Annotated in this window: 13 protein-coding genes and 2 pseudogenes; 10 read left to right on the top strand and 5 right to left on the bottom strand. The window is 38.4% G+C overall.

The features are described 5' to 3' along the window. The first annotated feature begins 91 nt into the window (after positions 1-91). From LEP1GSC049_RS219080 to LEP1GSC049_RS2000000228675, 5 genes and pseudogenes are all read left to right on the top strand, one after another. Complete coding sequence (locus LEP1GSC049_RS219080; RefSeq protein ID WP_016560535.1) at positions 92-8,797, top strand: TIGR04388 family protein; 8,706 nt, start codon at positions 92-94, stop codon at positions 8,795-8,797. Further along, the gene (locus tag LEP1GSC049_RS219085) at positions 8,794-9,306 is read left to right on the top strand and encodes a hypothetical protein (protein WP_004760499.1); all 513 of its coding nucleotides are present in this window, start codon (positions 8,794-8,796) and stop codon (positions 9,304-9,306) included. Before LEP1GSC049_RS219080 ends, LEP1GSC049_RS219085 begins: the two co-directional genes overlap by 4 nt. 16 nt (positions 9,307-9,322) lie before the next feature. Further along, complete coding sequence (locus LEP1GSC049_RS219090; RefSeq protein ID WP_004760440.1) at positions 9,323-10,195, top strand: SH3 domain-containing protein; 873 nt, start codon at positions 9,323-9,325, stop codon at positions 10,193-10,195. Positions 10,196-10,524: 329 nt separating this feature from the next. Then, positions 10,525-10,737: a hypothetical protein gene (locus tag LEP1GSC049_RS02000000224555; protein WP_025175935.1), complete on the top strand. Its 213-nt coding sequence runs from the start codon at positions 10,525-10,527 to the stop codon at positions 10,735-10,737. 330 nt (positions 10,738-11,067) lie between these two features. Continuing rightward, a pseudogene (locus tag LEP1GSC049_RS2000000228675) lies at positions 11,068-11,319 on the top strand (TIGR04388 family protein); the annotation flags it as partial. A 757-nt stretch (positions 11,320-12,076) separates the two neighbouring features. Here LEP1GSC049_RS2000000228675 and leuS read toward each other — a convergent pair. Further along, positions 12,077-14,668 (bottom strand): leucine--tRNA ligase, encoded by a 2,592-nt coding sequence (gene leuS / locus LEP1GSC049_RS219100; protein WP_016560597.1) that lies wholly within the window; start codon positions 14,666-14,668, stop codon positions 12,077-12,079. A 478-nt stretch (positions 14,669-15,146) separates the two neighbouring features. Between leuS and LEP1GSC049_RS219105 the strand changes: the two genes are divergently transcribed. From LEP1GSC049_RS219105 to LEP1GSC049_RS2000000228215, 5 genes and pseudogenes are all read left to right on the top strand, one after another. Next, positions 15,147-15,929 (top strand): ABC transporter ATP-binding protein, encoded by a 783-nt coding sequence (locus LEP1GSC049_RS219105; protein ID WP_004754327.1) that lies wholly within the window; start codon positions 15,147-15,149, stop codon positions 15,927-15,929. Further along, complete coding sequence (locus LEP1GSC049_RS219110) at positions 15,926-18,463, top strand: ABC transporter permease (RefSeq protein ID WP_016560543.1); 2,538 nt, start codon at positions 15,926-15,928, stop codon at positions 18,461-18,463. Before LEP1GSC049_RS219105 ends, LEP1GSC049_RS219110 begins: the two co-directional genes overlap by 4 nt. A 204-nt stretch (positions 18,464-18,667) precedes the next feature. Continuing rightward, positions 18,668-18,916, top strand: a complete 249-nt coding sequence (locus LEP1GSC049_RS219115; RefSeq protein ID WP_016560582.1) for a CopG family ribbon-helix-helix protein — start codon at positions 18,668-18,670, stop codon at positions 18,914-18,916. Beyond that, positions 18,903-19,244 carry a type II toxin-antitoxin system PemK/MazF family toxin gene (locus LEP1GSC049_RS0205325; RefSeq protein ID WP_004755078.1) on the top strand — a complete coding sequence of 114 codons (342 nt, stop codon included), beginning with the start codon at positions 18,903-18,905 and terminating at the stop codon, positions 19,242-19,244. Before LEP1GSC049_RS219115 ends, LEP1GSC049_RS0205325 begins: the two co-directional genes overlap by 14 nt. Positions 19,245-19,350: 106 nt before the next feature. Beyond that, a pseudogene (locus LEP1GSC049_RS2000000228215) lies at positions 19,351-19,497 on the top strand (IS256 family transposase); the annotation flags it as partial. Between the two features lie 818 nt (positions 19,498-20,315). Here the strand turns inward: LEP1GSC049_RS2000000228215 and LEP1GSC049_RS219125 are convergent. The 4 genes from LEP1GSC049_RS219125 to dnaJ all read right to left on the bottom strand — a co-directional run bounded on the left by LEP1GSC049_RS219125 (position 20,316) and on the right by dnaJ (position 23,967). Beyond that, positions 20,316-20,603, bottom strand: coding sequence for a hypothetical protein (locus tag LEP1GSC049_RS219125; protein ID WP_004754874.1), 288 nt, complete (start codon positions 20,601-20,603; stop codon positions 20,316-20,318). A gap of 429 nt (positions 20,604-21,032) precedes the next feature. Then, positions 21,033-21,581 carry a YqgE/AlgH family protein gene (locus LEP1GSC049_RS219130; RefSeq protein WP_004754121.1) on the bottom strand — a complete coding sequence of 183 codons (549 nt, stop codon included), beginning with the start codon at positions 21,579-21,581 and terminating at the stop codon, positions 21,033-21,035. A 23-nt stretch (positions 21,582-21,604) separates the two neighbouring features. Next, complete coding sequence (locus LEP1GSC049_RS219135) at positions 21,605-22,573, bottom strand: Gfo/Idh/MocA family protein (RefSeq protein WP_004755369.1); 969 nt, start codon at positions 22,571-22,573, stop codon at positions 21,605-21,607. Positions 22,574-22,848: 275 nt separating this feature from the next. Next, positions 22,849-23,967 carry a molecular chaperone DnaJ gene (gene dnaJ / locus LEP1GSC049_RS219140; protein ID WP_004753816.1) on the bottom strand — a complete coding sequence of 373 codons (1,119 nt, stop codon included), beginning with the start codon at positions 23,965-23,967 and terminating at the stop codon, positions 22,849-22,851. Positions 23,968-24,110: the final 143 nt, after the last annotated feature.

The raw sequence follows: 24,110 nt of genomic DNA, 5'->3' as shown, positions 1-24,110 counted from the left end.
ATATATATTATTAATTTTGAATGTATATTTTTTGTAAGTGAATTTGAATTAGAGAAACGGAATTAAGTTTGCGAAGGGTGGTGGTAATACAATGGAAACTAAATTAGAAAAAAGATATATAATAGAAAAAAGTTACAGTTTTAGGACTTTGGTTTTTAGTCTTCTTTTTTCGGTTTTTAGTCCGTTATACGCCCCGCCGGTGGTGGTTCCTAATTTAAACACTCCTGTTTTTAACGCTACGTCCATGGACCAGACTTTTAATGTCGCCAATGGAATGCAGACGGTAGGAAATTGGGACGCGTTTGTGTTTCAGGGTGTGAGTATTTTACAAACTCAGTGGGAAGCACAGGTGCAAGCTCAGATCACTATGATGGTGAACTCGGTTACTACAAGTGATCACTACGCTTCTGTTCAAGAATATCAAATTTTCGTTTATAACTCTTTACAAAGTAAGGCGTCGGAACAACTGATCGTATGGCAGACGGCGGTTGAAGCGGAGATCTTACAAGAAAGAAGTCAGTATTTGTCTCAGAAATATGGAGCGAACTCCAGTGCGGTTCAGAACTCGACTTCACAGTTTCAGAGTCAATGGGATTCTTTTGTAAGCGGTAATGGACTGAACTTAAATACGAACGGTTCTTTGAGCCAGGCGGTTTTAAATAACGGTCAACAAACCTTAGAAGGTTTAGAAGGTCAGTGGTGGAACGACTTTCAAAATAACTTACAAAGCGGTTTACAAACTTATCAACAAGCTCTTGCTGGACTGACAGAAAAATACCAGAACTTAATCAATCAAATCAATCAGACGGAGCTTCAGTATCAGGCTCATTTGGCTCAGATACAACAATCTCAAGCTGGAATTAAAGATCAGATCTTGTCTAGTTTAGAAGGATACCAGTCTTATTTAAACTCGAACGGTTTATTTTGGAACACGATGAGCGTTGTCTATGATAATAGTACAGGTAGTTACGCTCAAGGAAGTTGTCCTGGTGGTCACGTTTGTGTTACCTATCAATACGATTCGGTTACGAGCCAGTTTTATACCGCTGGAAATTGTCCGGTAGGTCACGTTTGCGCCAACATATTATATGATAATAATACTAGCAGTTATGTTCAAGCGAGTTGTCCTGCGGGACATATCTGCGACGGAAGTCAAAGAGAAAGCTTAACGGTTAGAACCGGTTTAAACTCTGACGGTAGAGCGTTTCAGAGCGTGATCAATAACGTTGTGAATGCGATGCAGGACGGTTTTATTATGCCTGCTATTTTTGATTATACTACTGGCACGATGATCAGCTACAATTCTAACTGTATGAATACAGGAACGAGTTGTGTAAAGGGTTTGTATGACGCCACGAGTGGTGGTTTTGTAGCGGGGACAACTTGTGCTGCCGGTCATACTTGTTACAGTGCAGTGGTTGATAATACTAACCCGGCGGCTATGACCGGTTCTTATTTTGCAAATAGTTGTACTGTGGGGGATACACGTTGTGTGACTTGTCAGGCTGGACATTCTTGCCAGGTGCAAGATATGGAAGCGAGTTTTATGTATGCGTCTAGCATGATGAGTAACTTTTTACACAATGAGTTGTTAGCAACTCAAGGTGCGTTACAAAGCGCGATCAACTATCAGAATGGTAGCGGAAGTTCTTCTTATACATACGGTCAAGGAGTTGGTAGTTACGACAATAGTGCTCTGAGTTATCAGTGGGGACCTTCAAGTTTTAATCATTTTAGCGCGAATGTTAGTCAGACTACGGCGGCAATGACCATCTCAGAACTTTTTGATCCATCCACAACAGAAGGAGAAGGAGGGCTGGGTAAAAAGATCATACAATACATTACTGGTCAGATTTCTCAGGTTGAGTTTGCAAACTGGATTATGAATGCGTATGAAAGTAATTTAACTGGAGCAGGGTCGGGGCTTTCCGGACTAGGTGGATTAGGTCCAGGAATGACGATCAGTGGAATTTCTCATGCGGACTTAAGAGCGTTTTTAAACGAGGATCCCACAGATCCCACCGCTGCGGGTCCACATCCAAACGGAGGACCGAACCAATATTGTCCGGATCCAATAGGATGTTATTCTGGAAATATTTTTGCACCGGACCCGGGAATTTACGGAGCGAATGCGACGTTTTCTGAAAGAGGTTATGATTTTAACCGTTATATAGCCAGAGAATTGGGAGTTTGGGCGGGTGTTCCGTTTTTAGTGGATATTGAACACTATCAAGACTATGCTTGGATAGAATTATCTTTTACGGTAACGAATAACAACGCGTATGCGAACGTATCCACTTATCAAGACTTAGTGTTACAATTACAAAGTTTTGAACATGACTGGATGACAAACGTTATGCCTTCGGTTACGAACTGGACGGCTCAGGTAGCTTCGTATAACGCTCAGTATGCGAACTGGCAAACACAAATGCAGACCGCCATAACGGATGCACAAAACGCATACAATTCAGGAGTTCAGGATATACAAAATCAAGAATCGAGTTGGTTGGCGCAGATGGGTCAATTACAACAACAGGCTCAAAGCGCTTTTGACGCCGCTTCCAACGCTTTGAAAAACGGTCAAGGGCAAGGTAACTACGGACAGTTGACTCAGCAGATTTTGGCGGGTTTGAACAAAGGACAGTTACAATCGAATATATCCAATTCGACGGACACGATGCAGTATGGCGATGGATTTTCTAATATTCTAAATAACTTAGATAGAAACGCAGATAGAGGAATTCCTAATTTTTCATTGTTGAATTCGTTCGGATCGAGTATGAGCAGGGCGATTACGGGAGTTTCGAATTTGACTTTGTTGTCCTCAACTAACAACGCTTTGATGGACAACATTTTAGGCTACATGCAGGGAGTAGCCGAGTCTATGCGGAATGAGAAGCAGTTTACCCAAAACGGTCAACAAGATCTGATGGAAGCGCACGGACTCAAAACTAAAACCATTAAAACCAGGGACAAGTATTCCGGGGAAGAGATAAGCACCACATACGTGTTAGACGAAAGCGGAAATATCCGTATGTTTAAAGACGAGGACGGAGTAGAAAAACAAATGACCGTTGGGGATTGGATCCAAAGCGACGAAGGCTGCGGAAAAAATTTAATGAACGGCAACTGTAATCAATACATAGAAAACAAATATGATAGTGTTGCAATTAGCACCGACGGAAAAATTACCGCACACAGAAAAATTTATAACGGCACCACAACTCAGTGTGGTGCGGATTTTGCACAATCAAGTTCGTACTGTTATAACGAAGACGATAGGGTAATTACAATTGCACCACCAAATCCAAAAGCACTTTTGTTAGGAAGAGGTGCGTCCAGGTTAGGTGACATTTTTGACGGAAGAGACAACGGGATCGGAGATTTAGTCAATACAACATTCCAAAATGTAAATACGTATTTATCGTCTAACAAACATACTGCGGACTTGTTCCACGAAGTGACCACGGCGCAAAACCTGAACGATATGAACGCTTCGATAGCGTCACAAGACGTGAGCAACAAAGTAAAAATTGCGAACTTGATCGTAGATTACGCACAGGCGGTGTTATACGGCGGAATGTCGACCAGTTCTTGGGTGACAAAACAAGCACAACAAGCGGTGCAAGACGTAATGGCAACGGCGCTTGTAAACACGTTTGATTTTTCTCCGGAAGTGGCGTCGTTTTTGTCCGGCGCTCTTATGACACGAGAAATAGCACGACATGAAAAAAGTTCCTTTGCGGTTCAAAACTTAGGAATTAACCATGCGATCCATGAAATGGCGGAAGCTCTTAACAGGTCCGATCTTAAATTCTTAAGCGTCGGTGATCTATTCGAATCGATTAATGTAGGTCCGAACGCTGAAAAGTTACGCGCCATTCAAGACTGGAAAGACTTTAAATATCAAACGTATGCTTTTGGAATTCAAGAAATTGGAAAAGCAAACGGGTTACCACCGGAGGCCTCAGCTGCGATCGGTCAAGCGGTGGTTAGCCATTTGAGAATGCAGTCGGTTAAAGAAGAATTGGGGATGCGATCCGGAGCGTATTCTTTGAATGCGGTTGGGAGTGTAGTTCGTGGAGTTTTGAACGGAATCGAAACTCTGGTTGCTGAAATAGTGGGCGGAATTGTGCTGAAAGGATTGGCACACATATCTAAAGAAGCAGGGCTCACGAGCCATGACTACGAACATACCTACGATAAAGGTGTACAACAAAGGATTGATATATTAAAACATAGAGAAGGGAAGGAAATTATCAGACAAGCCGCCGCCAACGACGTGGCTGCTTACGGAGCGATCGTGAAAGCGGTCGGAGACGATCTGCATCTGGATCCGGCGGTTACGGAAAATTGGGTGAAGATGACGACTGAGTTTGTGTCTCGCAAACAAGCAGAGAGTGAGCTGCATCATAGAAACGGTTTTTGGGGCGGTAAGGGAGCGATACCGGTTGTAACCTGGGTAGATAATACGATATTTAACGGAGCGATTACGACACTACTTGCTAAAGCCGTAAAAGGAGTAACCACAACGGTAGGAGATATAGGGCATTTTATTTCTCCGAAGAGTGATAGCTTTCGTCACTCGATGTATCAACAAGGTAATAGTTTTTACAATGATATGACGTCAACCGACGTCAAAGCTAGAGCACAACAAGGTATCATTAACAAAGCGCATATAGAAACGGAGATGCGTAACCAGTTGTTTGATATGATTGGAGAGACGTTACTACCTGGAGACAAAGAAGCAGCGCATAACTTAGGTTTATTATTAAAAAATCATATAGACCAGAAAGAAGCGAAGAAAGCGGCGAGAGAACAAAGACTCAAAGACGCGCAAATGATAGTCCAAGTAGCGGCGGCAGCAGCAGCGCTTATAAACGGACTGATTTCGACCGCAACGCTGGGAGTCAGAACCCCGATAACAGGCTACGTAAGTTATACAAAACACCAGAACGCAAACTTGTTAACTGGCCAACATGAAGTAAAAGGCGGTTGGGGAGGCGGTTTTAGTGCAAACATTGCAGGAGCCAAATCATTACCGTTAGGTGAAGCGATGAAAGCATTTGCCGCTGCGATGAAGATGAGTAACTTAAGTTTAGGAATGAGTTACAACGCTGACGCCGGTTTGGGAATGAACATAAATACAAATTTTACGAACAAACTTGGACTTGGTTTAGACTACAACTTTAAGAGTGGAGATTACACAGCAAGCGCGAGCTATGACTTTGACGAGATAGGGGACAAGAAGTGGGCGAATGCGAACATAGGGATCTCAGCGAGTAAGAATGGCCATGCAGGTATATCGGTGTCCTACAACAACGATAGCAATACACTGGTACCGCAAGCGTTACGAGGTGGCGGAGCGACATTAGATTTTGGTAATGATGGATTGATCGGCTTAAGCGTCCAAGGGGTTCGAGGAGCGACGATCGGAACGCTGACGTATGATACGAACACACATGGCTTCCAGCCACTATCATTGAATTACAATTTTCAGAACGAGTTTAACCAGGGTCGAGCAGCAGAGAGTGCGGCGTATAATCATCAAAAGGGTCAGATGGAAATCTTGCGCAATGAACTGGGTTTAGGTACTAATATGGACAAACCATTGTTTACAGATGCAGAGATAGACAAAGCACTACCGAAAGATGAACATGGTAACATCGATATGGAGAAGGCCAACCCAGAGAAGTTATTAGAGAAGTGGAATGCTTACAAAGAGGCAAGGTCAAAGACTCCAGAAGGTTTACAGAAGTGGAAGGACGAAGTAAGTAGGGCCGGAGAGAGAAGTGGAATAGAGGTAAGATTTAACGACGGAAAGAGTGCGACAACGACATTTGGTAAGTTTGTAACTGGTTTGGTTGGAGACGTAGCTCAGAGTTTTGGATTTGCAAACGACGGTAGTAAGATGGTTGATGAACAGGGAGTTTTTCACTTAGACACCTGTTTTGTTGCCGGAACAAGTATTCGGATGGATTCGGGTTTCAAGGCGATTGAAGACGTAAAAATCGGCGATGTAATACGTTCTTGGAACGAGAATACAAATACTTTTGAGAACAAGAGAGTAACAGAGACTTTCGTACATGAGGTTCCACAGCTCTTTTTTCTAGAGTTAGATGGCGAAGAAGAAATCCATACGACATGGAACCACCCTTTTAGACGTAAGACGCAGAATACACAAGAAGTTCAACCGTTTGATTTGAGAGGAGTAGAAAGAAGTTTTACAACTCATGAACATGTAATGAATCCAGGTGGAACTGTATTAGAAAAACGAGATGCAGATTCAAGCGAGGTTCAGTCTTCTGTCCTCAGCCCTCTGTCCTCTGAATGGGTGAAGGTAGAGGACCTACGTTTAAGAGATCAAGTATTAAGATCCGACGGAAGTTGGGGAACTGTAACAGGAATCTATTATTACAACACAGAATCCACTAAAGTTTACAACTTAGAAGTAGAAGACAATCATACTTACATTGTGGGTGGAAGTGAGACCGGTAAAGGTTATGTAGTTCACAACTATATTGTAGATCAGAAAGATAAATTCCTTTCTGAAGCTGAAGTAAAGAAAGCCTATGCAGATCACAAGAAGATGGGCGAGAAAGCAGAAATCAAATGGGGTGACAAGACTTACAAGAAAGTTAATGGAGAAGGAGACGGAGTCGCTGTATTTGTAAGAGACTACGACGAGAAGGGAACAAAAGAATATATTCGGATTACGAAAGACGGTTTGATAGAACAAAAGATCAAGTGGAAAGGCCAGTTAGGTGAGTTTATGGCAGACACTTTGAGCGGAGAGAAAACAAAATACTTCAATACGAGAGGAGAAGAAGTGTTCTTACAACCAACGAAGTTGACGCAAAATGCTGTAGGAGATCAAAAGCCATCACTTCGTATTCCGTCTGAAACCAAAACGTTGGATCATACGGTAGCAGAAAATCTTCGTAGAGGGGAAGGACAAGGTACAAGGGAAATATCTTGGAATAACAATACATACAAAAAACAAATAAATGAGAGAACCGGAGCAGTAAGTTATACTCGGGAATACAGTCGAGGAGTTAAAGAAGAGATTCGGATAACACACGACAATCATATCGAACAAAAACTAAGTTGGACTGATCAATTTGGTTTTGGTAAAAAAGAGGAAAAGGTAGTAGTATTCGAAGCGAACGGAAACGAAAGAAAATTCAAAGAGAAAATACTACTTCCAAAAAAGGAAATAGAATTAACGCAGATGCAGAAGGCTATACATACTTTTACAAACGACCTCGCTTCTGATAAACACTTTAACAATGAGGATAAAGCAAAAGCGAGCGAGTTGAGAGAAAAGTTGTTTAATGCTCCAGTAAAAGACAGAACTAAACTTTTGGACGAATTGAAAAAACTTAAGATAGAGTCCTATGTTCGTGAGAACAAGCTGGTCAACGAACTTGAAGCGGATGATCGGGCAAAATTGCTTACCAATCTAAACAAGATTTATAGCGGATCAAAGGATGTAGGTGAAGCGAGCAATATAGTCTCGAATCTACTTCAAAAAGCCGCTGGTGGTATGACAGAAAGTTCTTTTCCAAATCAGACTGAATTCGACAAGAAGATCAATCAAGGATTACGAACTGCCAAGAATGAAGCTAAGATCATGATTGAAAATCAAAAGGACGCGTTCCGTAAAAAGTTTGATTCGGAAATGGTGTATGACAAGAACGGGAATTTCGATATTAAATATTCGAAACAAGATCCTGAATACGTAGGTTTTGATGGAATATCTGAATTAACGGAATACAATAGTTCAAATCAGAACAAATCGAATAACTATACCACGATGAAAGAGGGAAAGGCCGGGTTGACTGGTAAACTTCACGATACGGTAGATATGATGCGTCAAGAGTTGAAAGAAGGGACGTATTACTATCAAGAGGAATTAAATTCCGCAGTGAAGAACAAGCAGACCTTAGATGATCTGCAAACTTTGCTCAAATCGAAAGAGAAAGGAATTTCGGAATCAATCACTTCTTTGTCATCGGAGATTTCGAAGCTGAAGAAAGATAAGAATGCAGATCCGAATGTGTTAACGCAAAAAGTAACCGATTTAGAAAATAGAAAACAATCTTTATCGGCAATTAAGGACCAGATTGTTGATACGGGGTCTTTGTTGAAGAAAGCGGATTCACAGATTTCTTATTTCGAAAGTCGGAAAGCGACGTTTGAGGAATCAAAGAAATGGTTTAACGACAAGAATAATACGATTGATACAACGAAAGGGATCGCAAGTGGAATTTGTTACGCTTGGAGCGATTACGCGATGCTAAAGTCAAACAATTTGGAGAAACGTCCGTTTGACGTATGGTATCGTGAACAAGTGAAGAAAGGAAATCTTTCTTTCTCAACGACGCAGGCCGGTGGTGCAGGTGTATTTTATGGAAAGATAGAAGCAACCGGAGACGGTTTGTTAGCTGGATATGAGGTTGATTATATCAGTAATAAGGTAAATGAAAAAGACGCTTGGAATGATAAAGTTTGGCAGCCGATGAACTATTCTGATACGATGAAGACTTTGAAGGATCAGGGAATCAAAACGTTTAAGGTTTGGATAGACAAAACGGAATATTCAAAAGGTAAAATCAATGGAACTTATGACCAAGGTGGACAACATTATTTTATTGTTGCTTGGGATGAATCCAAAGGTAAATTTATGATGATGGATCACAATAACAATAGTGTTTATCATGAAAAGCCTTTAACAGAAGATTACTTTAAACAGATTCGTAAAATTACGTATATCAAACCGAAGGGGATAAAATGAAGAAGATTATTTATTGTTTGTTAATATTAGGTTTTTTGATTTCTTGCAAAGAATGCAAGTCAGGACAAAAAGAGCCCGAAGTTTCGTTTGAAATGGAGGGGGTATACAGCGTTCATGAAGGGCGCATTTTCAAAGATCTTACTAAAGGAGATCTTTCGCTCGATTACGGTGGAATTTGTTTAGAAATTCAAAAGCCGGATGCTGCCGTTGTGAGATTTGTCGGTTTGAAAGAAATCAAAGACATTTCAATGAAGTGGTCCAAGGTAGAAGAGGGAAAACACAAGATTGAGTATCATGGAAATGAAGCTTTCTTATACGATTATGAAATTTGGAAAGGTAAAGGGCCTTATATGATATTAATGCTTAGTTTACAAAATAGTAAACCTTCAAATGACGATACGAAGCAATATACAAGTGTAACTAAGCAATTCAATTCGGCATTGGACGATTGTACTTCCTATACAAGAGAAGAGATGAGCCAAGAGTCTGATCCTGGCCCTGACAACTGAGGGATTGAGATTCAAAATGAGGAATTTAGAACTAAGAATTAGTTTAATCTTCTTACTTGTTGCTTTGAATTGTGGAGGGACTGCCCCGATTCAAAAGGATTCGGCTTCTTCTCCTTCGAATTTTTCTGAGACAGGGTTGTATGGATATGTTCGTGGTAATTCGGTGAATGTTCGCTCGGAGGGAAAGCTTGCGTCGGACAAAATCGAGATGCTCAAAAAAAGCGAAGTGGTAAAAATCGAATCGGTTTCTCCTGCGAAAGAAGATATTCAAAACGACAGTGAATACTGGTACAAGATCAAAAGTAAAAGCGGTCTTTCTGGTTGGGTGTATGGAAAATTTCTAATGTTGTATGACCATTCCCCTTTAACTGAAAAGGAATACATGGCTTTATTTGTTAAGAAATTGTATCCCGGTGAGACGATGAAGAAGGTAGCTCCAGGTGAATACACAGTAAAGAGTCCTTACAATTTTTCTTTTAATGTACGAATTTCTTTGGAAGATGGGGTGATAGAAGTTCACAGAAACGCAAAAGAAGAATTTCACGCGGAAAATGTAACAGAAGTATATTTACTGTTAAAGGAATATCCTAAGCATGTTTTCAGTACTAGCGGGTATTCTACAATTTCTGTAATGAATTCAAATGATTGTTTTGCAAGCATTGTTAACGGAATGAGATTGAAGCTTTTTGACAAAGCGAGTGAAAAAAAATCAAATCAAACTGACGGTACTAATTCGGTATATATGCTATCTGATGGCCGTGATGACGACAAAAGCTACGAGTTTGTAGATGGTTTTCTCATTCAGTCTTCTCAATATGAAGATGGAAAGGGAATGCGCCCTGCTCAAAAGTTTAAAATTAAGAACTGCAAACTTGTTGAATTGAAGTGAGAAGGGTGCATGTGAATGAGGAAAACAAAATCGAAATTTAAAATAACCCTTCCGTATTCAGCTAGTATTCTCGTAATATGTAACCCCAAAAAAAGGCCCGCTTTTTCAAAGAAGCGGGCGGATGAGGGTGTTTTGCTTAAATAATGGATTTGGGAAATATTAAGAACAGTGATTTTAAAATAAAGAAAAAAAATATTAGAATATTAGTAAAAATTAATAAATAAAGAAACTTCCATCCTTTAAAGAGAAAAACGTGGATGGTTGTCTAAGTGGAAGTCTATGGAAAATCGAAACCCATTGGAGTGAGTTCAACTCGGGGAGTAGAGGAAATGGCAGCAGATGAGAAGAAGAGTAAGGTAAGTTACAGGTTGGGTGAAGCAGTAAGAAACAAAGTAACAGGTCAAGTGATGTATGTAGATATACCTTGGCATCCAGAAGTTACTTGTGTGTATTATGATCTAGAAACAAGTAAACTCGTGAAAGTGGACGTTTCTCCGGAAGACTTAGAGAAGGAAGAGGAGCTACTTTTCAAACGTGTGTGAAGTTGTGTTCTAAGATTTGAGTAAAACGCAATCCTGAAAAGTAGAGATTAGCAAGGATCAAGCCCGGTGAATAACCGGGCTTTTTTTTGGTTACTTTTGAAAGAAAAGATAAAACTCCCGCGAAAGCGATCATTATGTTGCGACCGTAAGGAGCAACATTGAGTTAGTGAAAATCCTGCAATGCAACATGTATGTTTCCATTGTGAAATTAGAATATACGAGAAATTTGAAATGTTGCATTGCAGATTGCAGCACTGTATTTCGATCCATAGAGAGAAATACTGAGTTAGAGCGCGCTTTCTCGAAGCGTAAGCGTAGAGAAATTCGCCTAAATCATTACCGTTAGGTGAAGCGATGAAAGCATTTGCCGCTGCGATGAAGATGAGTAACTTAAGTTTAGGAATGAGTTACAACGCTGACGCAGGCCTGGGAATGAACGTAAATGCGAACTTTACGAACAAACTTGGACTTGGTTTAGACTACAACTTTAAGAGTGGAGATTACACAGCAAGCGCGAGCTATGACTTTGACAAGATAGGGGACAAAAAGTGGGCGAATGCGAAAGTCATTTCGTCCTTTTCGCTTTTTTGAAAGTTCTTCGATTATCTTGATTAACGTGAATTCGATGTAAGAAAACTATAATTCTGAAAAAAATTGGAATCTGGACTTTGTAGATCGATTCTTTAAATGTAGGAACTACTGCAAAATTTCGTTCGGAAAAGTATGATTTAAAATCGCAAAAAAGATAAAAAGAGACTTAATCTGTAGGAACTACTACAATTTAAAAAATAGAAGTTTATAACATCGTATTCAAGTGTAGGAACTACTGGTAAATCCACGATTTGTGAGAGTTCCCACAAATTAAGTCATATTACGGGCTTAAATATCCATTTTTCGTGATTGAAAATTGTATGAATTCCTACATTTTCAAAATCTAACCATAAAACATAGACATGTAGTAGTTCCCACATAGGACGGTTTTGGGACAAACTCTAAAGTAACCCAACAATATCGCAAAGTCTTTCGGGAAATCTTGGTTTATTTGGTGGAACCTTTCCAAATACGGCTGTTCTTAGAAAGCGCGCAATCGATAAATTCCTATTCACTCTGACAATACTTGAAGACCAATTTTTTCAATGCTGCAACTGATGACCTAGAAATTTACCTGCTGCGAGGTGCATCTTTCGTGCTCGGCCTTACGCCCAAGATTCCTTTGTCGGTTTATTTTAGGGAGGTGTTTCGAGCACATTTGAAGACGTAAAATGGCTTTAGAAATTAAAATGCTAATTTAGAAAAAATGAATGTATAAAAATAAAAGTGTTTTTTGTATTCTACACACTTAACCAATCACAAGATTGACTAATTTTCCAGGAACATAAATTTCTTTACGAATTGTTTTTCCTTCCAAGATACCTTTGATCTTATCTAAATTTTTAGCCATCGAAATAGCATCCGATTGAGATACGTCTTTAGGGGCCTTGAATTCGTCTCTTAACTTTCCATTGACTTGGACCACAATTAAAATTTCAGACTCAACGAGATACTGAGGATCTGCTTCCGGAAATTTTTCATAGGAAAGAGATTCGGTTTTGCCCGAACGTTTCCAAAGTTCTTCCGCGATATGAGGAGCAAAGGGAGCCAAAAGAAGAATAAAAGATTCTAAAACTTTTTTAGGTTTTCTTTCTGAAGGAGTAAATTCGTTCACAAAAATCATCAGTTGTGCGATTGCAGTGTTAAAAGAAAAGTTCGGAATGTCTTCGCTGACTTTTTGGATCGTTTTATGCAGGATTTTCAATTCTTCCGGAGTAGGTTCTATATCATCTAAACGAAAAGATTCTTGTGGACCGGAATGAAAAAGTCTCCAAATTCTATTCAAAAAACGGAATACACCTTCCACACCTCTTGTGCTCCAAGGTTTAACCATTTCTAAAGGACCCATAAACATCTCAAATAGCCTAAGACTATCGGCGCCATATTCTCTGATTACGTCATCCGGGTTGACTACGTTTCCGAGAGATTTAGACATCTTACGTTTGTCTTCTCCTAAGATCAAACCTTGGTGAATCAGTTTGTCGAACGGTTCTTTAGTGGAAACAACTCCAATATCAAATAAAAACTTATGCCAAAATCTGGAATAAAGAAGATGAAGTACCGCGTGTTCCGAACCGCCTACGTAAAGGTTGACCGGCATCCATTTCTTTTCTAACTCGGGATCGCAAAAAAACTTTCCGTTTTTAGGATCGATATAACGCAAATAATACCAACAAGAACCGGCCCACTGAGGCATCGTATTCGTTTCTCTTGTTCCGATTTCACCGGTTTCAGGATCTTTGTATTGGAGCCAATCTTTGGCGAGTGCAAGGGGGGACTCTCCCGTGCCAGAAGGTTTAAATTCTTCTAAATTAGGAAGTACTAATGGAAGTTCTGATTCTGGAATCGGTTTTGTAACTCCGGAAGGATAATGAACCAAAGGAATTGGTTCTCCCCAATATCTTTGTCTTGCAAATAGCCAATCTCTCAGTTTAAATTGGATTTTTTTCTTACCGATTTTTTTAGATTCTGCCCAAGAAATAATTTTGGAAGAAGCCGAAGTATAATCCAATCCGTTGATCGAAATTTCGGAAGAAGAGGAATTGATACACGTAGAAGTTTTAGAATCGAAGGCTGTGTCTGAAATTTCACCTTCAATAACCGGAAGAATTTTTAATCCGAATGTTTTTGCAAATTCAAAGTCTCTTTGATCGTGGGCCGGAACGGCCATAATCGCTCCCGTTCCATATCCATATAACACGTAGTCGCTGATCCAAACCGGAATTTTTTGAGAAGGATCTGCAGGATTGAGAACAAAAGCTCCTGTAAAAACTCCAGTTTTTTCTTTATTCAGTTCCATCCGATCTAAATCACTTTTTAAGGAAGAAGTTTTTTGGTATTCTTCCACTTTTTGTTTTTGTTCTGGAGTTGTGATTTCGGAAACGATCGGATGTTCCGGAGCCACTACCATATAAGTCACTCCGAAAATAGTATCTGGTCTTGTGGTAAAAATTCGGATTCCTTCTAAACCGCTTTGCAGAGGTTTTGAAAATGAAAACGTAATTTCAAGACCTTCACTTTTGCCGATCCAATTTTTTTGCATTTCTAAAGTAGAGGACGGCCACTCGACTAGTTCAAGATCTTCTAAAAGACGATCTGCGTATGCGGTAATTCTCATCATATATTGACGCATTGGTTTACGAATTACTTCGTAACCTTTACCGACCCATTCTTCCACTTCTTCGTTTGCGAGAACGGTTCCAAGAGCTTCACACCAATTGACTGGAATTTCCGCCTGATAAACCAATCTGAAATCAGAAAGAATTTTCTCTTTTTCGATCGAGGAGAATTGGTTCCATTCTTCGGAGCTGAATTGTCTGTAATCCAGACCGTTTGAACCTTGATAAGAAAATCTACGAATGAGTTCATTGATAGATTCCGCTTTTTTCAGTTCGGGATTAAACCAAGATTGATAAAGTTGGATAAAGATCCATTGAGTAAATTTATAATAATCCGGATCGGTTGTGGAAAATTCACGAGACCAGTCGTAGGAAAGACCGATCATCTGGATTTGGCGGCGAAAGTTATCGATATTATTCTTGGTAGTGATTGCAGGATGAATTCCGGTCTGCATCGCATAACGCTCCGCAGGAAGTCCAAACGCATCCCAACCCATAGGATGTAGAACTTCAAAACCTTTCATCCTTTTGAATCGGGAAAGAATGTCGGTTGCCGTGTATCCTTCCGGATGACCTACGTGTAATCCAGCTCCGGAAGGATAAGGAAACATATCCAAGCAGTAGAATTTCGGTTTAGAAGACCGGATATTTGTTTGAAAACTTTTGTGTTCTTCCCAAAATTTTTGCCAAAAAGATTCTACTTCCTGAAACGGATATTGCATTTCGATCCTTATTTTCTGACTGAGTCTATGACCTTGATTAATCTTTGAAATGTTTTACTCAAACAAGATTTACAAAGATCATATTGGTAAAGTTGTGCGACTTTTGATCTGCATCCGGCGCAAATCAAGATGTAGTCTCCTTTCGATTGTGTTTGTTGTTCTTCGAGTAGATACATTTTACTCCCAGATTTATCCATAAAGTTTTGTTTTATTTACAGTGTGTCAATAAATCCGTGAAGAAACGAGATCCAACAACATTCCTTCCCGGCGAATTGGAGATTACGTTATAAAAACCAGGTAGTTTAGAGTCAAAAAAAATTAGCCGACGTTGATCAGAAATCAGTAGAATTTTTTTTAAAAAAAATCGGATCTTTTGTTTTAAATGGAATACTTTTTTAAAAGCAGGTTTTCAAACTATGATAGTAGAACATTTGGAAATTTATTTCTTTTTTTAATCCGATAAGGAAAGGTGTTTCGTTTGTTACAAGTAAAAAATTTAAATAAGTCTTATTTAGTTTCTGGAAGAAAACTAGAGGTGTTAAAAGACGTCTCGTTTCAAATTGAAGAAGGGGAATTCATTGCAATCATAGGACCTTCCGGTTCAGGAAAGTCTACTTTGCTTGCAATTTCAGCAGGTTTGGATCGTCCTGACGACGGAGAAATCATGTTAGACGGAATTCCACTTCTTCAAAAAGACGAAGACGAACTTGCTAGATTGAGAGGGGAGAAAATAGGTTTTATCTTTCAGAATTTTCAGTTGATAAAATCTCTCAATGCATTGGAGAACGTATCGTTACCTCTCGTTTTAAATTCAAAATTGAGTTCTACGGAAATTAAAGATAGAGCTTTGACTTGGTTGGAAAAAGTTTCAATGAAAGAAAGAGCGTCCAACTTTCCGGGACAACTTTCCGGAGGAGAAGAACAAAGGATAGCAATTGCAAGATCTTTTATACACAATCCTAAAATTCTTTTTGCAGATGAACCTACAGCTAACTTGGATAAGAAAAACGGTGAAACAGTGATGAATCTACTTGCTGAGTTGAATCAAAAAACTTCTTCTACTCTGATCGTAGTTACTCATGATCGTTCCGTTGCGGAACTTGCGGATCGTATATTAGAAATGAGTGATGGACGTATTATTAAAGAAATATATGGAAAGAAAAAGAAATCTTTAAATAAACCGAAAATTCTTTCTTCGGAAAAAAAGTCTGTATCCAAACATACTTCTACAAAAAGAAAAGTTTCTGCTAAAAAAAGATGAAATTCAAATTATTAATTCAATCCATAACACGCGACTTTCAATCTAGAAAAAGTTCTGCGTTGCAGATCGTTTTGGCGATTGTGATCGGAACCGGTTCCGTTACGGCCATTCACGCTTATAGAGAAGAACTAAGTCGTTCTATTTTAAAGGAAGCACGCAGTTTAATGGGTTCTGATCTGCTCATTCAATCGTCTTCTCCTTTTACCTTGGAACAAAAAGAATTTATGTCTCAAAGGTTACCAAAAGGCTCTGAAACCTCTGAACTCGTGCAGTTTGCTTCTATGCTTCGCAATCAGGAAAACGACGAAACCACACTTTCTTTGATTAAAACAGTGTCCGGGAAATTTCCTTATTATGGTGAAATCATTACCGAACCTGCAGGTGTTTATCGTAAATTAAAAGAAGGTGAAATTCTTCTAGAAGAAAGTTTAATTAAAAATTTAAAACTTAAAATCGGTTCTAGTGTTTCGCTCGGAGAAAGGGATTTTATTTTAAAAGGAAAGGTAATCAAAGAGCCGGGGATTGCGGGAAGTTTTCTTTCAATGGCTCCTACTTCGATCATATCCGGTTCTTCTCTTGTATCCACTGGATTGGAACAAAGAGGATCTAGGATCAGTTATATGATTGCAGTCAAACTTAGAGATCCTTTGGTTGCGGGAAAATATAAAGAAAATCACTTCAAAGAGTATATTCAAAAAGACTTAACTCTTTACGATTCGACAGAAACCAATTCCGGTTCTAGAAAATTTTTGACCAACACATTGGATTTTTTCAGTCTACTCGGTTTATCCGCGTTCTTTTTAGGAGGAATTTCCATTTTACTCGTAAGTAGAGCGGGGATCAGAGAAAAATCTGGAGCGATCGCGGTCTTAAAATGTTTGGGAGCAAGTCCTAAAACGGTAAGTTGGATCGTATTGGGAGAATTATTTTTATTTTCTTTGATTGGATCTGTTTTCGGAATATTATTTGGAAATATATTATTGAAATGGATTCCGGATCTAGCGGGAGAAGAAATATTAAGTTTTCAACCTACGATAGGATTTTCTTCTTTGCTTTGGGGTTTTTTGATTGGAGTATTGATTCCGTTTTTTTCTTCGATTGAATCGTTGATCGAAATTAGAACTTTAAAACCGATCCTTGCGCTCAAACAGGAATTTCAGGAAGAAACAAATCAAATTCCTAAATTTAGAATCACTCAAATTTTGGGTTATTTGATTTTATTCGTTTTATTTTTCGCTTTGGCTTGGTGGGAAACGGAAAGCGTCTTAAAAGGTTTAATTTTGTGTTCTATTTTACTGGTTCTTCCGTTAATTATATTTTTAGTATATTCTGGAATTAGAATATTTGTATCTAGGCTGAGAGACCGGAATGATTTTTCTCCTTTTGTTCGGTTTATCGTCGGTAAATTTGACAGACCTGGAACTTCTCTTTCCCTTTCTGTCATAGGATTGACAAGTTCTCTGTTTATTCTTCTTTTATCTTTGATTGTAAGTGAAAGTCTTTTGGAATACAGCGGCGCCAAGGACAAAGAAAGAAGACCCAATCTATTCGTCTTGGATATTAGAGCCGAACAAAAAGAACATTTCGAGGAAGTCGCTAAGGAATTTGGAGCAGAGAAGTTGATTGTTGCGCCCGTAATTGGAGCTAGATTATCTAAGATCAACGGCGAGGCGGTTAAAAAAGATGAGACTGAATCTTCCGCGTTAAGAAGGGATTGGAGATCCACCGCAAGGACAAGAGAATATTTTCTTTCCTATAGAAATGAACCATATCCTACGGAAAAAATAGTAGATGGGGACTTTTGGAGAAAAGGAGAAGAAGATCAGATTTCAGTCGAAAAAGAATTTTCCACATATCTGAAAGTTAACTTAGGAGACAGTCTTTCGTTTTTAGTTGGTGGAGTGGAAGTAACGGGTGTTATACGAAATTTTAGGACCGTAAACTGGGCAGATATGAGGCCTAACTTTGTGGTTTTGTTTTCTAAAGGAATTTTGGAAAAGGCGCCTAGTTATTATTTGAGTTCTTTAAGAATCGAATCGGAGGAAAAAAGATATGACCTTCAAAAAAATCTGATTTCAAAATATCCGAATTTAACCATCATCGATACGGATAAGGCGGTGCGTGCGTTTTTGGGAATTTTAGAAAAGATTTCCTTTACGATTCGACTGATGACTGGATTGATTTTAGGTGCTTCTTTATTGCTAGTTTTAACCGCTTTAAATTCAAGTCGTAAAGAAAGAATCGAAGAGACCACTTTATTGCGTATTATAGGAGGAACTTCCGTTTTTTTAAAAAAGGTTTTTTTGTGGGAAGGAATCCTTTTAGGTACGTTTTCGTTTTTGTTGGCTTTGTTTCTGGCTTGGATTGCGAGCGTTTTGATAGGCGGACAGGTTTTAGAAATGGAAATGTCTTATCCATTTTTTGAATACTTGTTTGTTTATATATTTACGATTTTTGCAACTACTTCGGTTTATTATCTGAATCTAAGAGGAGAATGGAAAAATCCTCCCATTAGTTTTATGAAGGCGATTTAAAATTTAGTTTTTAGTATTTTACGTTTTTATAATAATGTTGTTGAAAAATTAATTCTTGATCTGTTTGTATTGGATTGAATGGACAATTGAAGCAATTTTACGAATCTTCACTATGGAATTTTTCAACAACTCTATTTTAAGAATTTAGGATAAAATTGCGTATTTTGAAGTTGACACTGGTATTACCACAGTTATACCAATGATATGAAAACTGCAATTTCGATTCCAGATGAATTATTCAAGGCTGCTGAGAAAACGGCAAAAAAACTTGGAATACCTCGAAGCCAACTCTTTGCAAAAGCATTAGAAGAATTTATTCAATCCCATAGTAAAGAATCTGTAACAGAGAAATTAAATAAAATTTATAACAGAAAATCCAAAGAACTTAAAAGTAATATCACAGATTTATCTGTAGAGTTATTACGCAAGAGTTTAAAAAATGATTCGTGGTGAGATCTGGTGGGTAGACTTAGGAATTCCATTCGGAAGTGAACCTGGGTTTAAGCGTCCAGTTTTGATTATTCAAGATGACTCTTTTAATCAAAGTAATATCAGTACTGTCGTATCGATTGCGATTACATCAAATTTAAATTTGTCTGAAGCTCCTGGCAACGTTTTGATCGGTAAGAAAGAATCCAGCTTATCAAAAGATTCAGTTGTGAATGTCTCTCAAATTGTGACTTTAGATAAGGAAAGGTTTATTGAACGAGTGGGAAAGCTTAAATCAAGTAAGATCAATGAAGTTGAAGTAGGTCTCAAATTAGTTACAGGTTTAGATTAAGGGCACTTCTTCTAACTGCGGCCTTCGGCATATTTAATAATAAAAAAAACTCTCCTTGCCAATTGAGATTGTGACCAAACAAATTTCAAGGAAAAGGAGAACCTTCATGAGGGCAGAAGAAGAAAAAACATACTTGAACGTAATCCAAGTGGATGAGGCTCAACTCAAAAAGAACTTGAGTGAGTTGGTAAGAGGTTCAGTGGAAGAAACGCTGAATTCTCTTTTAGACGCAGAAATAGATAAACAACGCAACTAAGAGCCGGTCTCAAAACTGTTTGTACAGAGAAAGTGTAATAATATCAATGTGAAATAGAGTTGTTGAAAAATTAATTCTTGATCTGTTTGTATTGGATTGAATGGACAATTGAAGCAATTTTACGAATTTTCACTATGGAATTTTTCAACAACTTTAATAATGTGAGTTCTGCCGTGGTTCTGAAAAAAGTTGAACCTGAACTTTATAGATCGATTCCTAAAGTGTGGGAACTACTGCAAGCCACTATTTTACGAACAAATTCTGAAATTAGAGGAACTCATACTTTTAGAAAAGTCTTTCTTACGCACTGCTCATGTTAAACTGGGATTTAAATTTTGATAATGGCCGTAAAACAGTGGTTTTATGCAAAAGTCGGATGCACGATGTTTTTTTGTATCTCATAGTAGTTCCCACAATTTTCAAAGTTTAACTGATATTTGTGAGAGTTCCCACAGATTAAGTCGTATTACAAATATTTAAACATTTATTTTTTATGAAAAAATCAGGTTTTTATAAAACAAATCTTTTACACCAAACTCACGACAAGTAGGAAAGAAAATCAAAAAGCGGTTAAAAAAGGCGAGAGTAGCGTTGAAACAATTACTCTTTCGCCTATTTTAACGTGAGCAGGGCGCAAGAAAACCGGGGCGAATCCGGCTTACCACAGGCATCCGGCAGGGCTCTTTAGTTCTGGTCAATAAATTGCATACAGGAAATATAATACAACAATCGTCTTTAGATTCAATTTATTGACCCCGCATCGATCCCTTTCGCGTTATACCGAATTCACGTTTTTCTTATATTGATTGAGAATCTTATCGATTTGAGGCGAAACGTTCAGATGTCGAAACTCTCGTTTGAGCAGAACAAACCTTATAATTGGAAGCAGTGGGACAAGAAGCCGTTCCGCCTACTTTACAACCTTTGTCTTGACATTTTTTTCTGTTATCAAATGTATCGGAGCCGGTGTATCTACAATAATCTCTACAAAGATCCGTGGAACCGGAAGTACAAATATAACAGCCGTCTGCGGAAAGATCTTCAATCAGGAATAAAGAAATTAAAATCGTGAAAATAAAAAACAGGCCTTGAAATTTTTTCATAACTTAACCCCTTGATGGATTGATTTTAAAAATTTTGACTTTGTTGTAAAGGTTAAAAAAAACTTTGAAACTGTTTTAAAATTTCAAAAGAGTTTTTATTCTGCAAGTATCAGATAAACAACTTTCTTAAGGAATTTCTATAAAAGATAAAGATTTAAAAAATCAAATTTCTTCATAAAGTCTCTGTTTGGTGGCTAACTTTAGAGTTATATAATAAATTCTGGATATTTTGGCTGAATCAGGACTTGTAAAGGAAATTTACGATACTCAATCTTATAGGATCAAGTAATACTGTGATCATAAAGAGTATTGTTACTTACGTTCAGAACGCTTTTTAAAAGCGAAGTTTAAATGATAGGAGTTTTTAGACTCTGAAGTTTTTGGGTATGAAATTCTTTTAGATGGAACGCAATCTAAATCAGATCTACGTTAATTTAACATAGGATCTTTTGTATGTTCTACGAAATATTTATAAATTCCACCCTTGCTTTTGAGAGCTTCTTGCCAGGTTGTTTCAGGATCTTGATTTAAAACAAAGTCTTTAGAAGCTTCATGAATTACCCAAGACTTGCGATTCATTTCCGTTTCCAATTGCCCCGCGCCCCAGCCAGAATAACCTTGGAATACGTGAAATTTGGAAGAAGATTTTAATAATTCTAGAAGAGTATCAAAACTTCTCGCAAGATATAAACCTGGAATTATCTCGATTCCGGGTTGAGAAATTTTATTATCTTCATGTAATACGGAAATAAACGTAGGATCTACCGGACCACCTGAATAGATAAGTAGGTTTCGACTAACGTGATCCGGAATACCTTGGATTACTTCTCCTATGGAAGCCTCTTGTCTTTTATTAAGAACTAAACCGAAGGCTCCTTGGTGATCATGCTCCACCATTAAAATGACGGTTCGATTAAAATAATCCATGACGATCGAAGAATTGGAGATTAAAATTTTTCCGCTGTAATTATCTTCCATATTGTAACCAATTTTAGACGGGATTACTGATTAGAAATTCCGTGAATTTCCGAAAGAATTTGATAAGCGATTTCTAAAGTAGAAACGTCCGAATTTCTATTTACGATCGGCTCCGTTTCTTTTCTGATACAACGGATAAAATGTTCGTGCTCTTGTTTGAGAGGATTGTCTTTATGAACGAATATTTTTTCTACGATCGATTCTTGGCGATATTTGATCTCTTCGGATAAAAGAAGAATGTCCGAAGTGGCTTGTCTATGTAGTTCGATTTCTTGATCCGTAAAATCGAGCATAATATAGACGTCTTTCTGGGTTATATTCAAGGTTCTGATTTTTGCTTGAGTCGCTCTCGACGCAGTAATACTTGCAAGACATCCGTTTTCAAATTCGAGTAACACGTTTGCTACGTCTTCGTGATTAGATGATACCTTTTTACCCGAGGCGGAAAGTTTTTTAACCGGAGAATTTACCAGATTCAGCACAATATCGATATCGTGAATCATCATATCTAGAACAACTCCGACGTCTTTGATTCTAGGATTAGAGGGAGATAGTCTTCTTGATTCGATCAACAAAGGATCCTTTACAATTTTACTTAATTCTAATACTGCTCCGTTAAACCTTTCCACGTGGCCTACAAGAAGAACTAGGTTTTTTTCTCCAGCGATTTTTACGAGTTCCTTGGCTTGATTGGTAGTTTCAGCGATGGGTTTTTCGACTAACACGTGTTTGTTGGCTTCTAATGCTTTTTTGGCAATTTCATGATGCAAAAAAGTGGGAACCGCAATTACAACCGCATCCGTTTTTGAAATTAATTCGTCGATTGTAGAGAAAGACAAAGTTTTGTGTTTTTCCGCGATTTGTTTTGCTCTTTCTAGATCCGAATCGTAAATTCCGACTAGGGTTGCGTCGTTAAGGGTTTTGGCAACGTTTACGTGATACTGGCCCATATGACCGGTTCCGATCACGCCGAGTTTAACTCTTTCTGTCATTGTATTTCCTTTTAATTCTGCGATCAGCTTGTTATTCTAGAAATGTTTTCTCGATTTTTTACGAAGGTTTGTTCTAAAAATTTTACAGTTTGGCAATTCCTCATCATTAAGAAATAGATAGGATTTCACCTTTAAATAACTTCTATAAAATCCGAAGACAACGATCGTCTAATTAAATTCCTATCATTTTGTGATCATCAAATTCATTTTATAGAGAGTAAAAACCGATCTTTTTTGTATTCTCAAATTAAAGAATGAAAAAGATCGAATTCCTTTTACTTTGTAAAGATTTTTCCTTTGGATCCTGGAATGTTTTCTCCGGATTCTCTTGCAAATTCTTCGATCAATTCTCTTTGTCTTCTTGTAATCTTTTTAGGAATTTCGATCTTCACGATTACGTGTTGATCTCCTTTACCATAGGCACCTAGATAAGGCATTCCATGACCTTTCAAACGGAAAACTTGACCAGATTCCGTTCCTTCGGGAATTTTCATCTTTGCCTTTTTACCATCGATCGTAGGTACTTCGATTTCCGCGCCTAAGATCGCTTGCGCTAAAGAAATTTTTCGAACTAGAATTAGATCGTTTCCTTGACGTTCGAAAAGTTCGTGTTTTTTGATATGGGTTACAACGTATAAATCGCCGTGAGGTCCGCCGTTCGGTCCGGCTTCTCCTTCTCCAGAAACTTTTAATCTGGAACCGGTTTCCACTCCGGGAGGAATTTTGATATTGATTGTTCTACGTTTTTCTTGAAGGCCTTGTCCGCCGCAGGATCTGCAAGGGTTAGAAATGATCGTTCCTTTTCCTCTACAAGTAGGGCAGGTTGTAGCTACGGAAAAAAATCCCTGTGTTCTTCTGATTTGGCCCGAACCACCACAATCGGGACAAGTAGCAGGTGAACTTCCTTTACTCGCTCCTGAACCGTTACAATCTCCACAAGATTCTAAACGTGGAATTTCAATTTTATATTCTCTACCGAGCGCCGCGTCTTCTAAGGAAACTTCTAAGTTATAACGTAAGTCGGAACCTCTTTGAGGACCCGATCTTCTTCCGCCTCCAAAGCTGCTGCTCCTGCCTCCGCCGAAAAAATCACCGAAAATATCTCCAAAGTCTCCGAAGATATCTGAAAAGTCAGTATAGGCCCCTTGACCAAAACCTCCAGCTCCTCCGCTGACACCGGCTTTTCCGAATTGATCATAGGCCTGGCGTTTTTTAGGATCTCTTAGAACCTCGTAGGCTTCGGTGGCTTCTTTAAATTTTTCTTCGGATTCTTTATTTCCCTTGTTCTTGTCGGGATGGTATTTGATTGCTAACTTACGATATGCGGATTTGATTTCCTCGTCGTTAGCGCTCTTGGAAACCCCAAGAATATCATAGTAACTTCTTTCACTCATTGTTTCATTCCAAACTTGCGTTGAATGTTTCGTTCTTACTTTTCGACTTTGTTTTCAACACTTTCGATGATTCCAAAAAGCCGCGTAAAAAGTTTTTAGTTTTATACGCGGTTTGTATTAAAAGTTTTTCGATGTTTCGAAAC

Origin of the sequence: Leptospira kirschneri serovar Cynopteri str. 3522 CT (genome assembly GCF_000243695.2) — a bacterium.
GTDB classification, from domain to species: Bacteria; Spirochaetota; Leptospiria; order Leptospirales; family Leptospiraceae; genus Leptospira; species Leptospira kirschneri.
This window is presented reverse-complemented; position numbering and strand designations above follow the sequence as displayed.

Excerpts from the sequence above, each read along its gene's own strand:
- LEP1GSC049_RS219110 (WP_016560543.1), top strand. The coding sequence starts at position 15,926 with ATGAAATTCAAATTATTAATTCAATCCATAACACGCGACTTTCAATCT.
- LEP1GSC049_RS219090 (WP_004760440.1), top strand. The coding sequence starts at position 9,323 with ATGAGGAATTTAGAACTAAGAATTAGTTTAATCTTCTTACTTGTTGCT.
- LEP1GSC049_RS219135 (WP_004755369.1), bottom strand. The coding sequence starts at position 22,573 with ATGACAGAAAGAGTTAAACTCGGCGTGATCGGAACCGGTCATATGGGC.
- LEP1GSC049_RS219085 (WP_004760499.1), top strand. The coding sequence starts at position 8,794 with ATGAAGAAGATTATTTATTGTTTGTTAATATTAGGTTTTTTGATTTCT.
- dnaJ (WP_004753816.1), bottom strand. The coding sequence starts at position 23,967 with ATGAGTGAAAGAAGTTACTATGATATTCTTGGGGTTTCCAAGAGCGCT.
- LEP1GSC049_RS219130 (WP_004754121.1), bottom strand. The coding sequence starts at position 21,581 with ATGGAAGATAATTACAGCGGAAAAATTTTAATCTCCAATTCTTCGATC.
- LEP1GSC049_RS02000000224555 (WP_025175935.1), top strand. The coding sequence starts at position 10,525 with ATGGCAGCAGATGAGAAGAAGAGTAAGGTAAGTTACAGGTTGGGTGAA.
- LEP1GSC049_RS0205325 (WP_004755078.1), top strand. The coding sequence starts at position 18,903 with ATGATTCGTGGTGAGATCTGGTGGGTAGACTTAGGAATTCCATTCGGA.
- LEP1GSC049_RS219115 (WP_016560582.1), top strand. The coding sequence starts at position 18,668 with ATGAAAACTGCAATTTCGATTCCAGATGAATTATTCAAGGCTGCTGAG.
- LEP1GSC049_RS219125 (WP_004754874.1), bottom strand. The coding sequence starts at position 20,603 with ATGAAAAAATTTCAAGGCCTGTTTTTTATTTTCACGATTTTAATTTCT.
- leuS (WP_016560597.1), bottom strand. The coding sequence starts at position 14,668 with ATGCAATATCCGTTTCAGGAAGTAGAATCTTTTTGGCAAAAATTTTGG.
- LEP1GSC049_RS219080 (WP_016560535.1), top strand. The coding sequence starts at position 92 with ATGGAAACTAAATTAGAAAAAAGATATATAATAGAAAAAAGTTACAGT.